General features: G+C 27.8%; 13 protein-coding genes. 4 read left to right on the top strand and 9 right to left on the bottom strand.

What is annotated here, in order from left to right:
• Window positions 1-35 precede the first annotated feature (35 nt).
• Together Q0941_RS02235 and Q0941_RS02230 are read right to left on the bottom strand one after the other, a co-directional pair.
• Entirely contained in the window at window positions 36-1,172 is a 1,137-nt protein-coding gene (locus tag Q0941_RS02235; protein ID WP_299290930.1) for a hypothetical protein, read from the bottom strand.
• 2 nt (window positions 1,173-1,174) lie between these two features.
• Window positions 1,175-1,936, bottom strand: a complete 762-nt coding sequence (locus tag Q0941_RS02230; protein WP_299290928.1) for a class I SAM-dependent methyltransferase — start codon at window positions 1,934-1,936, stop codon at window positions 1,175-1,177.
• Between the two features lie 147 nt (window positions 1,937-2,083).
• Between Q0941_RS02230 and Q0941_RS02225 the strand changes: the two genes are divergently transcribed.
• Entirely contained in the window at window positions 2,084-2,998 is a 915-nt protein-coding gene (locus Q0941_RS02225; protein WP_299290926.1) for an FkbM family methyltransferase, read from the top strand.
• 10 nt (window positions 2,999-3,008) lie between these two features.
• Here the strand turns inward: Q0941_RS02225 and Q0941_RS02220 are convergent, their stop codons facing one another.
• The gene (locus Q0941_RS02220) at window positions 3,009-4,517 is read right to left on the bottom strand and encodes a hypothetical protein (protein WP_299290924.1); all 1,509 of its coding nucleotides are present in this window, start codon (window positions 4,515-4,517) and stop codon (window positions 3,009-3,011) included.
• A gap of 183 nt (window positions 4,518-4,700) precedes the next feature.
• Between Q0941_RS02220 and Q0941_RS02215 the strand changes: the two genes are divergently transcribed.
• Window positions 4,701-6,119, top strand: a complete 1,419-nt coding sequence (locus Q0941_RS02215) for a sulfatase-like hydrolase/transferase (RefSeq protein ID WP_299290922.1) — start codon at window positions 4,701-4,703, stop codon at window positions 6,117-6,119.
• A 38-nt stretch (window positions 6,120-6,157) separates the two neighbouring features.
• Here the strand turns inward: Q0941_RS02215 and Q0941_RS02210 are convergent, their stop codons facing one another.
• Complete coding sequence (locus Q0941_RS02210) at window positions 6,158-7,912, bottom strand: glycosyltransferase family 39 protein (protein WP_299290920.1); 1,755 nt, start codon at window positions 7,910-7,912, stop codon at window positions 6,158-6,160.
• A gap of 167 nt (window positions 7,913-8,079) precedes the next feature.
• Here Q0941_RS02210 and Q0941_RS02205 point away from each other — a divergent pair, with 167 nt between their 5' ends.
• Window positions 8,080-9,015, top strand: coding sequence for a glycosyltransferase family 2 protein (locus Q0941_RS02205; protein WP_299290918.1), 936 nt, complete (start codon window positions 8,080-8,082; stop codon window positions 9,013-9,015).
• Between the two features lie 8 nt (window positions 9,016-9,023).
• Here Q0941_RS02205 and Q0941_RS02200 read toward each other — a convergent pair whose 3' ends face one another.
• The 4 genes from Q0941_RS02200 to Q0941_RS02185 are packed head-to-tail and all read right to left on the bottom strand — an operon-like array spanning window position 9,024 to window position 12,569.
• Window positions 9,024-9,779: an amidohydrolase family protein gene (locus tag Q0941_RS02200; protein ID WP_299290916.1), complete on the bottom strand. Its 756-nt coding sequence runs from the start codon at window positions 9,777-9,779 to the stop codon at window positions 9,024-9,026.
• Window positions 9,780-9,816: 37 nt separating this feature from the next.
• Window positions 9,817-10,695: a sulfotransferase gene (locus Q0941_RS02195; RefSeq protein WP_299290914.1), complete on the bottom strand. Its 879-nt coding sequence runs from the start codon at window positions 10,693-10,695 to the stop codon at window positions 9,817-9,819.
• Window positions 10,696-10,706: 11 nt separating this feature from the next.
• Window positions 10,707-11,600 (bottom strand): FkbM family methyltransferase, encoded by an 894-nt coding sequence (locus tag Q0941_RS02190; protein WP_299290912.1) that lies wholly within the window; start codon window positions 11,598-11,600, stop codon window positions 10,707-10,709.
• Between the two features lie 48 nt (window positions 11,601-11,648).
• Window positions 11,649-12,569 (bottom strand): glycosyltransferase family 2 protein, encoded by a 921-nt coding sequence (locus Q0941_RS02185; RefSeq protein ID WP_299290910.1) that lies wholly within the window; start codon window positions 12,567-12,569, stop codon window positions 11,649-11,651.
• Between the two features lie 265 nt (window positions 12,570-12,834).
• Here Q0941_RS02185 and Q0941_RS02180 point away from each other — a divergent pair, with 265 nt between their 5' ends.
• Window positions 12,835-13,701 (top strand): FkbM family methyltransferase, encoded by an 867-nt coding sequence (locus Q0941_RS02180; protein WP_299290908.1) that lies wholly within the window; start codon window positions 12,835-12,837, stop codon window positions 13,699-13,701.
• On the opposite strand, the gene Q0941_RS02175 is transcribed toward Q0941_RS02180, so the two are convergent.
• Window positions 13,698-14,444, bottom strand: coding sequence for a TylF/MycF/NovP-related O-methyltransferase (locus Q0941_RS02175; protein WP_299290906.1), 747 nt, complete (start codon window positions 14,442-14,444; stop codon window positions 13,698-13,700). The genes Q0941_RS02180 and Q0941_RS02175 overlap by 4 nt on opposite strands.
• Window positions 14,445-14,458 lie beyond the last annotated feature (14 nt).

Raw genomic sequence — 14,458 nt, 5'->3', positions numbered from 1 at the left:
TTCCTCAATTTAGTCATCATGTCTAGGTACATTTTTTACTTATTTGGTCTCTGAAACTGTTTTCTTTTATAATTTCTAAATGTCCAATCTATCTTTGATAAGATTCTAAACATTTTGTATGATGAACTTCTCCTAATTTTTAAAACATGAAAATATGGAAATTCTTTGCCACCCCATTTTCTCTTATATGATAATAAACTGTCCCACTGAGCGTGATATTTTTCTAATTCATTTTTGTCTATAGGAGGGGATTTACCTCCAGAATAATCATATATTTTCATACCTGATTTTTTTGCCCATTCAATTGCATGCCAAGTTAATAATGGACCTCCTAAACTTGTTGCTTTTGAATATGAATTAGTTAACTTATGACTAAAAGCAATATTATTAAAAACTCCTAGTAGATGTGCTGACACTAACTCTTCATTTTCAAAAGCTAAAAATATTTTATCAATTTTTGACTCTATACATTTCCAATACCCGTCTTTACGTTTTAAAATTTGTTCCACATCAATTCCTTTTGTTTTTGCCCATGTTTTACTAAGATCAAAGTAGTTATCTAGCTCCGAAAATTCTGATAGTTCTTTAATTTTTATTTCTCGTTTTTTAGCTCTATTAACGTCTCGCTTAGTACTTTTGTGAACATATTCCCAAATATCATCTAATGACTGTTCTAATGATGTAACAAATGTGAAAAAATTTTCAATTTGATAATTACTTTTTTTAAATTCATTTCTAATATTTTCATCAATAAGATTGTCTTGATGAGGCGTATAACCATCAACAACTGCTAAATTATAATCTCTTCCAACTTTCTCTAGTGCTAAAATTATTATTTTTAATATTTCCAGTCTATCTTTCTTATCTTTTGAATGAATAATTGGGCCACCTGCCCAATTTCCTCTTTTTCCAAGATCTGAAAAAAGATTTATGATTTTTTTCAATTTTTTTGATGAGTAAACAGTGGCTGATTTGTGAATAATCATGCCTAATTGACCTTTTATCTCATTTTCCCCATCAAAAATTTCAATAAATATTGGGAAATTATCCTTATCAATCGATTGTGATTGGATATATTCATAGGTTTGAAAAAAAGTTGAGAATTCACTTTTTAACAAATTTTGATTCCATTCTAAAGGATCAACTGATTTAGAAATTTTAAATTGGAACATTGTTACAAGTTTAACTTTATCAGGAAATCTCTTCTTCTATTTCCCTTGTATTTTTCTTTCAGACGTTTTTTCCTTACTGTTGATGCTACAGCATTGGTTTCTTCAATAGTTGCATTATTTGAGAAAAATTGATTGATAAATTCTGGAGAAATCTCTTTATGCATTGATTTCCATTTGCCTGCATATTTTTCATTTTTACTTGCAAGCCATCTTCTAAATTTAATGTAAATCTTTAAACCAGGTTGAATAAATTTTGATGAATTTTGAAACCATACTAACTCCCAATAGTATCCTCTAGGAACAATATTTTCTCCTAGGAAAATTATTCCATCGTTTTTAACTACTCTTTGAATTTCTGCAAATGTTTTTTGTAAAATTTCTTCATCTCGTAGGTACATTGTTACTCCATTTAGAATCACGACATCAAAAAATTTATCAGAAAATGGGATTGAATCAGTGGTTGCTTGACATAAATTGAGGGTTTTTGAACTTGACTCTTGAAATTTTTTTAACATATGAAGTGAAATATCTAATCCTGCAAAAAATTCAATTTTTTTTTGAATAAAGTTTCCTAATACCCCACTTCCACATCCTACTTCTAACACTTTGTAATTTTTCTTGATCTTTATTTTATTGAAAATTTCTTCACAAATTATTGGAATTTCTTCTTTATTGATCCATTGTCCTGCAGCTTTAGCTTGATCAGACTTTTTTGCACGACTATCATAGTACTCACTAATTTTTTTTAATTCTGTATTCTTCAAATATTGATCCCACTATATTATCAAATTTATTTTAATTTGATAAAATTAAATGTAGACAAGTTAATTGAATTGCTAATTTAGTTAATTTTTTGCTTTAGTCATCCACACAATGATATATTATATAGCAAGAAAAACGATTCCTGTATAATGACTATTAATCATGCTATTGGAAATATTAAAAATTATAAAAAAAAATATGGTATTGGTAAAGCTATTCGAGCAATTGCTCATTATGCATATGTGGGGATTAAAAAAAACAGTATTGATTATTCTAAAGAGGACATTTTAGATGTAAATGGATACAAAATTGGAGTTATGCCAAATGATCCATTTGGAACTTCCTCAGAACTTAGAATTTTTAGAAGTCATGAACCTCTAACAACAAAACTAATTTCAGAATTTTTACAAGATGGAATGATATGCCTTGATATTGGTAGCAATATTGGGTATTATGCATTATTGGAAAGTAAATTAGTTGGAGAAAAAGGAAAAATTATTGCTATAGAGCCTTCACCAGATAATGTAAAATATCTTAAAAGAAATCTTGATTTACAAAATATTACTAATGTTGAAGTTTCAAATTTTGCAGCAGGAGAAAAAGATGGAACTCTCAAATTTCTAATTTATGAAGATGCTGCAAATAGTTGTATGGTAATTCCAGAGGGTCAAGAATCTAAGTTCCCTGGAACAGTTATTGAAGTTCCTGTCAAACGTATTGATTCTTTTATTGAAGATTACGATCTTGATAAAATAGATCTACTACGTATGGATACAGAAGGATACGAATTTAATATTTTTCAAGGAATGAGAGAAACAATTAGGAAGTATCATCCAATCATTCAACTTGAAGTTCATCGAAGTATTATGGGTCAAGAAAATACCCGAAATTTTTTGGAAGGCCTTCGAGATGATGGATATGATGTTAAAAATTATGTTCCAAGAGATCTTGACGTTCCAATAATTGGAACCATGGATGATGTTAAAAATATTGATATGAATACTTTATTAAAAATGCTAGAAGCAAAAAAACTCCCTAGTTTTTTCATGTTGACGCTTATCTAAAACAAATAGCCTATTTTTTAGAATTATTTCTTTTTAATAATTCGTTAATTACAGATTTGAATAAACTCCTAGTTTTTTTATCTATACAATATGTTAATGAAAAATAAATTGAGATAGCAATTATAATGTATAATAGTAAATTTGGCAAAAATATGAAAATGCTTTCATTATATTCTAGAAAATTTTCCATTAGAACAAATGCTATTGCAAATGAAATTAAACTTGCTAAACAATATTTTCCAATTTCTATATAGTTTAATTTTAGATTAAAATTTCTTCTGATTAATATTGAAAAATATATTGTAAATGGAATTTCTATCAGTACTGCAATTATTGCCCAATATTGAATTAGTTCTAATTGTGATGAATTTTGTTGAACTAGTAGATATAATCCAGAAGCTAATAAGATGACGTAACTAGAATATTGAATTATTCTAACAGTTGGAAGAACTACTAAACTACTCTTTAGATAATCTCGGAAATTTGATTCTTCAGAAATGTCTACTTTATCAATTCCTTGTAATGATGATCTAAAGATTCTATTTAATGTTGAAAAAAATGTTCTAAAAGCAAGAAATATTACAATAGATGAAGCAACCATGTATTCTGGATTTAGAGCAAATAAACCCGGTTTAGCAAATGTTATTGAAAAAGCAATTGTTGGAAATGCAAAATATAGAGTTCTAATAAGATTTTCTTGAAGATATTCTCGTTTTCCACCAGCTAACATTTTTGGATATATAGCTGTTGAAATTCTTCCTGAATGTCTTACTAAATTACCAATTGTTCTACCTGCAGTAATGTATGCAATTCCAGCAACATTTCCGGTGATTGTAGAAAATATTACCACATCTGAAACATACAGTGTTCCTGGAATATCTTTAAACAATGCTATCCAAGAAAGCCTCAACCATTTTTTAACAAATTTTGTCTCAAATCTATTCATCAATTTCGGCTTAGCAAAATACAATTGAATGATAATACTGGCCAAATATGACAAAACAGTCGTAATTATGACTCCTAGTATTCCAAGATCCATATAATAAATCAATAATAATGCAATTGGAATTTTACTAATTTCAGTTGCAATAAAACCATAACTTGCTACATGAGGTTTCCATCCTACGTTAATTCCTGTAATAGTATGATTCAATAGATTTACTGGTACAAGAATTAATGCAAAAATCATCATAGAAATATCTGCATTTGATTGTTGGCCAATCATATACGCTACAATTACGTAAACTAACATTCCAATTGAAGAAAAAGTTCCACTTGTGATAATTGCAGTTTTTGCAGATTTTACATCTCTCGCAATTTCTCTAGTGATCCAGAAAAAAATTGGTGATTCTAAAAGTAGCATATATGCAACAATACTGCCAATTAAATTCCATGTTCCAAATTCTTCTACAGATAATTGTCTTGTAACGATTAAAGTAAAGACCGTTCCAGTAATAATACTACCAATCCCTACGGCAAAAGAAATTAAACCTGAATATGTTACTCTTATACTACTCATTTTCTAAACCATTCATTCCTATTTTCTTTCAAAGATTTACTGACTTTGATCATTTTATTTTCACTTAATGCAAATCATTTGCATGTGAAATTCTGATAAATATATTGGTCTACATATTAAAAATTAAACCTGAATTAGAACGAATTACAAATCTTTTTAGTTTACTTGCCAAAAAAATGATTATTGAAACCAAATATTTTCTTTCTCTTAATTGATTCATTTAGAGCAGACAAATGTTATGGAAAAAATAAAACTTCCATTACGCCAAATCTCGATTTCATAATTAAAAATAGTGCATATTTTTCTCAAACAATTCCTTCAGCACCTGTAACCTGTCCATCGGTCTCTAGTATTTTTACTTCAAAATATCCATTTGAATCAGTTATAGAGACCGAAAATCACTTCAAACTAAATCTAAAAATTTCTAATTATGCTGATTTTCTCCGTGAACATGGATATACCACTTATGCAATAACTCCAGAATTGATCTCATACATGGGATTAAGTAAAGTTTTTGAAGAAAATTATGAAACTTATGATTCATCATCAACATTATACGATGGATTAGGAGAAAAAATAATTAAGAAATTACAAACCAACTTGTCAGAACCTTGGTTTTATTATGTTCATTTGTTAGATATCCATGGAAGTGCCACATTTCAACTAGATTCAGAACCAAAAAAATTTCAAAATCAAAAATTTGGTGCTAATCAATATGAAAGAATGGTTTCAGCAATGGATGTTTGGATTGGGAAAATTCTTAAAAAAATAAATCTTGACAACACAATTTTTGTTTTAACAGCTGATCATGGTTCTGAAGTGGGTGTTTACACTCCAGAAATTGAAGAATATAGAAATAATGTTAGGCAGTACAAAAAAATTTATTTTGAATCAACTCATAAAATAACTTCAAAACTTCCTAAATCATTTTCCCCTATTCGATCTATGCTTTCTAAAGCATATTCAAATAGAAAACGAAAACAAATAAAACAACAAAGACATGAGGAAGCAGAAAAAATTCACTTACAAAATTTGGGTCCATATAAAGAAAGATTGATGAAAAATTCTGTAGAATCTACTTTGGATGTTTTTGATGAACGATTTTGTGTACCACTAATATTTTCTGGATATGGAATTAGTGAGTATAAGATTCTCGATCAACAAGTTAGAAGTATTGATATTTTTCCAACAATCCTTGAGATTATAGGCGTTAATTCTCTAAATGATGCTAGAGGAAGAAGTCTATATTCACTAATTAAAGGTGATAAAGAAGATGAACTTCCAGTAATGATTGAAAGTGCTGCTAATTCACCCAAATCTATGACTGCAAATACGATTGGTATTCGTACTTCAAATTACAAATATTTTCGAAATAGAAGTGAATCAACAAAAAACGTTAATCTATATGATCTTAAAAATGATCCATTTGAAGAAAATAATATTGCTAATGATAATCAAGACTTAGTTTTAGAAATGGAAGATCATTTAAAAAAAATTAAAAATGATCTAGATTTTAGTTTTTCACGTGAATTAACTGATGATGTAAATGAGGATGAAGATGCTTTAATTGAAAAAGAATTAAAAAAATTAGGATATATTTAGAATCAAAATTTAATTATAAAAATTCATTGCTGATTAAATTATTCTTCCATACAAACTGAATCTGATTCTTTATCTTCACTAATTATAATTCTACAAAATTTTTCAGAATGCTCTATGAATACTAAATCATAATTTTCAGCAAGATTACTCCATGTGGATTTTTCCCCTTTAACTGTCGGTTGCTTAAATATGAAAGCATCATATCCCTCGGAAACTGATTTTTTCAATAAGCTGACTGATTCTGGGTTAATTCCGTGTTGAAAATGTAACACAAAAGGAATTGCACCGTAATCGATAGCCCAATCATTATGATGTGATACTATAATGCTATTTTCAGGAATTTGAGATGTATCTAATGGGTATCTCTCTGCAAATATCCTAGGATCTTTAAATTGTATATCTTCAGATATAAACATCTGAATTGGTGGAGTAAAGTAAAACGCTCCAATAAAAAATACTCCTAAAATTACAATTACAAAGTTTCTGAAAATTTTTGTTTTTTTATTACCAAAAGGATTCTTATGAATGAATTCTGATTTTAAAATTTTGATAATCAAATAGCTTAACACAATAAAAAATAATGATAATGCTGGAAGCATAAATCTTGCTGGAAGCCCTACAGATGCACGTTCAACTGATGACTGTCCAGCAAAAAACCATATTATTCCTGCAATAAATGAACTCATAACTAAAATTTCTATCCTTTTTTCTTTTTGCTTAAATGAAACCACTAAAGCTAACAATATAATTAATGGACTAATTAATCCCGGCCAATGTTTTCCTAAAACATCATCAAAATTATTTGTCACTTTGTTATATGTTGCTGGAATTTGATATGGTAAAAGATATTTTGAATAATCTTTGAATTGATCGAAATCTCTTTGTTCTATAACAAATAATGTCCCAATATGCGAACTGGAAGAAATTTCTACTCCATATTTGACAGAAAGATATGTTGTTGTTGGACCCCCATAGTAATAATTATTGTAACTAAACCAAAAACCGAAGAAAATTATCCATGGAATAAATAATAAAACTGAAATTTTAAGAATTTTTTTCTTATTGATTTTATTTTTCCATTTCCATTCAGAACTTAATTTTCTCTGGTTTATTTTTTGATAAACTACATAACCTAAAATTAAAACTAGTTCAAGAGGAAAATATACAATTCCTGGAATTTTTACTAATGAAGCAATCGCAAAAAATGTCGATGCAAGAAAAATTGTTTTCTCATCTTTATTTTTAAAAAATTTTATCAAGTAATAGATTCCAGGAATAAAAAAAAGCGTTAGTATTGCGTCAGTATTTGGTAACACAGCACTTCTGAATACTATGTGACATGTTGTCAAAAAAAGTAACGATAGTAATCCGACATATTTCCCAAATAATTTTGTAGAAATTCTTTCAAAAATTATTAGAAATAAAATTCCTAGTATGGGTCCTAAATAAAAAAGCCCATAATATCCCCCTATCATGTAAGCCAGAGCTCCTAAAAGTGGAGTCCCAACACCTGATGATGGAACCGCATCTCCATGAATTGTTTTCCTGTAATTATCTCCTACAAACTCCATTCTGCCAGTTTCTTCTAATAGAACATTTGACATGGAATAGATCCCTTTTGAAAAATTGATTGCTTCAATTCCATACAGATAAGCATCTTTTGCTTCATAGTATGGAGTGAAATTCCCAATTAGGTATATTCCAGCAATAATTATTACTGAAATTTTGACTAAGTTAATTAAAGAATCTGGATTTCTTCCAAAGATTTGATTTAATTGGTATCTTTTTTCCATTACTCATCAAAATTTGCTTTAATTATGCTGATAAAGATTTATTCCTATTGAAAGTTTCAAATCAAAAAAATAAAACAATTTTCTACCTTAAAACTAGTATTTTTTTCAACTAAGGTAAAATGTTACAACATACAAAATTTAATTAAATCTAAATTTTAGAATTTAATATGAAATTAGTTGTATTTATTCCTGCTTTAAATGAAGGAAAAAGCATTTCTAATGTAATTAAGGCTATTCCAAAGAAAATTCCTGGAATTGAGAAAGTAGACGTCTTAGTTGTTGATGATGGTTCAAAAGATAATACTGTTGATATGGCATTAAATGCTGGAGCAGACAAAATTGTATCCCATCCAAATAACATGGGGATTGGAGCAGCATTCATGACTGGAATTCGCAATTGTATTTCTATGAATGCCGATATTTCTGTAATTATTGATGCTGATCTTCAATTTGATCCTAATGATATTCCCAAATTAATTGTTCCAATTTTAAATAATCAGTTGGATGTTGTTCTTGGTTCTAGGTGGCTAGATCATGATGTAAAAGGAATTCCTGGAAGAAATTTGTTGGGAAATAAAATATGTACAAAATTAATTTCTATTGTCACTGGTCAAAGATTTACTGATACGCAAAGTGGATTTGTAGCATATTCTAGAAATGCTTTTTCAAATATCTCTGTCGTAAATGATTTTACATTTGTTCATGAAGCTATTTTAGATTTAAAATTCAAAGGTTTTAGAATTGGAGAAGTAGGTGTACCAGTAAAATATTTTGAAGAAAGAAAATCTAGAGTTGTTAAAAATATTTTTAATTATGGATATAGAGCATTATCAATAATTTTAAAATCTATGGTTTACCATAGACCTATTCTTACATTTGGTTTGTTGGGAATTCTTTTGTTTGGTGGTGGAATTCTGGCAAAAATAATAACTATAACAAAAATTTTTGGTGGTGGAATTTCAACTGATTTGTCTTCTGGAATAATCATATTGGGCATTGTAAGCTTCATGTTGGGATTATTTGCAAATGTAGTTTTCAAACGTCAAGCCTTTACAGAAAAAAATCTACGATATTATATTTCTGATTCAAATGACGAAAATTAAAAAAATATCTAATTTTTAGAGATTAATCTTAGAAAATTTTTATTTAAAATTAAGGATTTTGCATGCTTACTGATTAAAGCATCTTCAACTCCGTAAAACATTCCTCTAAAGGAGCACCATGGAAAATCTGAGCCAAAAATTATCCGTTTTGGTCCTACTTTTTTGATTCCCAATTCAACTCTAAATGGAGTACTAATGCCAGAAGTATCAAAATATGCATTAGGAATGTTCTTTGCAGACTCTAAAGCTTTTCGTACTACACTTGTGTCATTTCCTCCCATATGGGCTAAAATGACTTTTATGTTTTGGAATTTTTTTGCAACTGTTAATCCATGAACAAATGAAGAATTTGATAATGGACTACCATCTTTGAATCGTCCACAATGAATAAGTAATATTGCCTTCTTTTTATCCAACACTTTCATTATTGGTTCATAAATTTTTGCTGAAACTTTTTCCTTTTCAAAAACTCCATGAAATTTTACTCCAACTAATCCATTTCCTAATTCTTGTTCAAGAATTTTTACATCTTCTTTAATTCTAGTTTTTTGAATCCAATACAATCCATGAACATATTCATATTTTTTGGCTAATTCAATTACTTTTTTATTATTTTTATCAATATCTCTATCTAGAGTAAATAACATAATATTGTCAATATTGTATTTTTTTCTAAAATTTTTGATATCTTTCACTAGTAGTTTTTGGTTAATAATTGAGGAACTTCCCAAATGAACATGAACATCATTAACTTTCAATTTCATTTGTAATCGATGTATTTACTTTATATTGTTTTAGATCTCATGCTTTCTTTTTTAACCATTGTACATCAATATCTAAAATTTTTTCAATTTCAATAATTTCTTCTCTATAGATATCTTCAAGGATCGTGCGTAATTTTTCAGATAATTTTGGTTTTTCAACTTTTTTTCCTAATACATCATTCATCATTGATTGACCTAAACTTGATGGTAATATTTTTTTTCCAAATTTTTTAATTTTATTGCTTCTCATGATTGATGAAGAAATTCCTCCTCTAGGTTCTGTATATTGATTGTAAATGGTATTTACTGATTCATGTGGACTATCATCTATCTCTAAAAAATTTAGAACATCTTGAACAGATTTTTTTGTATTGTTAGCAAATTCTTCAAAAATTATTATTTTATTTTGATTTTTTGGAAAAGTATCTAGATATCGTTTAATTTGTTTGAAATAAAATCCCCCACTAATAACACGACCTTCAAAATTGTCGCCTGAAACCATTAGGGATTCCTTAATTACTTGCTCAAATGATAATTTTGTCATTCCTCTTCCAAATAGCATTAGATAATGTGAAAATGCCCTTTCAATTGGATTTCTTAAAATTATAATTATTTTGGCATTTGGAATTTTTTTATAAATCATTTCAGCTGATTTAGGATCCCACAAATAAGTAGGACTTGAATCACCTATGACCTTCTCATTTTTTACATTTTTAAAAAGTTCCAGATACTTTTTTTCATCCTTTATTGGTTTTGTAAGTAATTGTTTTGGATCAACTGCTGATGTAAAATAATTTGGTTCTTTAATTGATGGCAGATATACAAATTTAGATTTTTTCAAATATTCATATAATGATGTTGTTCCTGCTCTCATCGCTCCAACAATGAAAAAATTTGGCCAAATTTCTTTATTCATAATATTATAATCTACTTTTTCTTAAATGCATAAACTCTATTTTGTACTCCAATGTAAACTGTAAAACCATATTCTTCAAGAATTTCTTTCATTTTTTTCCATGCAGGTTTTCCATTATATTCATACCACCCTGCTGCAATTATCCTTATATCATCTTGCATTAGGACATTTTTCATTCCTTTTAATGCTTCAATTTCAGCAGCATTGATTTCCATTGTAATAAAATCTACTTGATTAATATCTAATTTTTTTAAAATATTATCTACGGAATCAACTTCAATTTTTTCAGATTTCTCCACATTATCCAAAAGCTCTTCAACTAATGAATTTCGTTGATTGGATTCTTTATACAATGATAATTCCCCATTAGCATTCCAAATCCCTTTATTCACAATTTTTACATTTTTTAAATTATTATTTTTGATATTTTTCTCTAAAATTTTATAATTAATCTTATCTGCTTCAACTGCAATTACTTTACCATTCTCTCCAACTAAATTTGATAGTTTCATTGTTCCAAAGCCACAAAATGCACCTAATTCTAAAACGATGTCTCCCTCTTTCACAGGCATAAAATTTAGTAGTTTTTGCCTCTCTTCATCATTTATCTTCAAATTTAACAAATTATCTATATGATTCAAATGAACTCCAAAAGTTGGATGTGCTTTTTTCTCAATTTCGTAATGTGAAAAAATATTTCTAGTATAGACTTCAGTTAATGGAGAATTAAAAAATCTATGAAAAAACACTTGCCCATTAGTTAGTTTGACAAAAGGAATCTCATCTTCATTCCCTTCTTCAATAATTTTTAATGAAATTTCCTCACAATTCTTCGTTCCAAGTTTTTGCCTCATTTTAGCTTTCAATATATGCATTAAACTTCTGTTTATTTTCACATTTTTCATTGTATCTAGTTCTAAATAATAATGGCAGTTAAAAAAATCTACGCAATACTAATTTTCTTTCTTTGAATTTATTGATTTACTTAAAATCCTAAAAAGATCAACAAATGTTGCAAATACTGCCCAAAGATTTAGTTGTATAAAATAGCTTAAATTTTTAATGAAAATTTTAGCACCTAGATTTTTTGCACACCATAGAGTATAATGATAATGTGTAAACAATTTCCCAATGCCTGAATTTACATGTCTAGCCATGTAGATTATTCCCTTTTTAGAAATACCCTTGTCTGATTTTGAAAATAAATATTCATCAATTACGTTAAAATCTCCAAATTTCAAAGCATGAAGAATTGAAGCATAAGCCATCCCTATTCCAAAATTAATATCCAAATAGCTTTTTTGTAATATTGAAGTCCTAAATAACCCATATGTCATATCACCATATCCGTATTTTAAAAAATCCGATACTTTTTTTTCATATGAACCTGAAATTGGTTGATAATTTACTGGTCTAATTCGAAATCTGATTTTACGTAAAAATTTTTCAAAAGTATCATCAATCTTATTTGATTCTCCATCAAGACTAATGGTTTTTACTTTTCCGATACTGCCTACAAAATTCTTATTTTTTTCAAGAAAATTAAGATTTTTTTCAATAAATTCTGGTGACCATAAATCGTCTACAGGTGCCCACATAAAATATTCATTTTTTGCATTGTTTAATAGGAATTTATAATTCCATAATCCACCAGAATTTTTTTCATGACGAATGTATTTGATTCTGTCATCTTTTAAGGAATATTTTTTACATATTTCAGCTGTTTTATCTGTAGAACCATTGTCTGAAATTGTTAATTCAAAATTACCATATGTTTGATCAAGAATTGATGAAATAGCTCTTTCAATTAATTTTTCACCATTATAAACTGGCATTCCAATGCTAACTACTATGTAATCTGATTTTGAATTCACTAATTCTAGAATCTGGTTATTCTTATAATAAATAATCGTATAAATAAAAAATTTTATTAGAATAAACTAAATCTTTTTGATTTTAATGACATTTTTCACATTTTTAATTTATCATAGAAATTATATGCAACTATTTTTTTATAAAAGGATATAACATGTCTCAGGAAAGTTCTCTATGAAAAATAAAAATTCTTCATCCAAAATATATGATTTAAAAAAAAAATTTCACCAGGGAAAATTAGAAAAAGAAACTTACAGAAATCAAATGTATAATTATCACAAAATCTTGTTTGACTATTCTGAGTTTCTTAAAGATACAGATATCAAGAAAATTGAAATTATTGATAATGACGTAATTATGACATCACGTCAACATGATATCAAAATTAGTTGTATGAAAGGTGATGTTAGAATTGCACCAATTGAAACTCTAACTTCAGATTATTATGAAAGAAATGATACTCAAATGCTTTACAATTTATTAAAAAATAATTCTACAATGTTTGATGTAGGTGCTAATATTGGATGGTTTTCTATAGGAATTGCTAAAAATAAAAAAAATGTAAAAATTTTTTCTTTTGAACCAATTCCTAAAGTTTTTGAAAATCTAAAAATCAACATTAAATTAAATAAAACAAGTAATATCAAAATTTTCAATTTTGGTTTTTATAATGAAAAGAAAGATTTGACGTTTTATTATTATCCTGCAGCATCAGGTTATTCTTCAAATACTGCGTTTCCTGGTAAAAAAGGATTTCAAAAAATTAAATGTAAGCTGATCAAATTCGATGATTTTGTTCATAAAAATCAAATTTCAAAAATTGATTTGATTAAATGTGATGTGGAAGGAGCAGAATTGTTTGTCTATGAAGGAGCATTAAATTCAATTCGACGATTTAAACCGATTGTCCTATCAGAAATTTCTCGAATAAATCAAAAAAAGTTTTCATACCATCCTAATCAAATTATTCACTTTTTTGAAGAACTTGGATACATGTGTTTTGTGGCTAACAAGAAAGGATTACGTAAGATTAGACAAATTACTGAAAAAACTCAAGAAACAAACGTATTCTTTTTACATCCAAAAAAACATTCATCTTTAATATCAAAATATTCTTCTAAAAAAAATTAAAGAATGCTGTAAGAAATATAGGAATCAAAAGGAAATCTTTCAATTTTTAGATTTGCAATACCTGCTACTTCATCAACTGCAATAGTTTCCCCTGGAAACATTTTAGCATTTAGTTGATCAAAAACAATAATGGAACCTTTTGGCATTCTTGGAATAAAAGTTTCCAAAGCTGCTTTTGTTGGTTCGTATAAATCAACGTCTAGATACAATAAACTTACTACAAGATGTGGATTTTTTTCTAAATATTTGGGTGCCGTTTTAACCATATCTCCTTTAATTAATTCAATTTTAGGAATGTGTGGAATTGGTCTGTTTAAATCAAATAATTTTGTAGCTTGAGATATTTCTTTTAATGTTGAGCCAGTTAATGCACCTTTTTTAAAATGTGACGAATCTCCTGTTTTCTTATCCTTTGAATCAATTGAAGGAAACCCTTCAAATGTGTCAAACCCTATAATCTTCCTAACATGATTTGTAGGTTCAAGAATAGAAGATAGCTTAGCCCATGTGAATAATCCTCCTCCATGCAATACTCCACATTCAATAATAGAACCATTAACATGCATCATTTTTTTGAAAATTTCATATCTTGCAAGAAATTTTGCCATAGCTTGTCTTGAAGCAAATTTTGGAAATGCATCAATTTTTTCTGAGAACGTGCCTGAAGAAGAATTAAACACTTTCTCCATAAATTTGAATTGTTCTTTGTCGGCTTTTGACTGATTTTTAGGCTCTCTAATCATAGTCATTCGATAGT

Origin of the sequence: Candidatus Nitrosopumilus sp., assembly GCF_028278985.1 — an archaeon.
Classification (GTDB): domain Archaea; phylum Thermoproteota; class Nitrososphaeria; order Nitrososphaerales; family Nitrosopumilaceae; genus Nitrosopumilus.
This window is presented reverse-complemented; position numbering and strand designations above follow the sequence as displayed.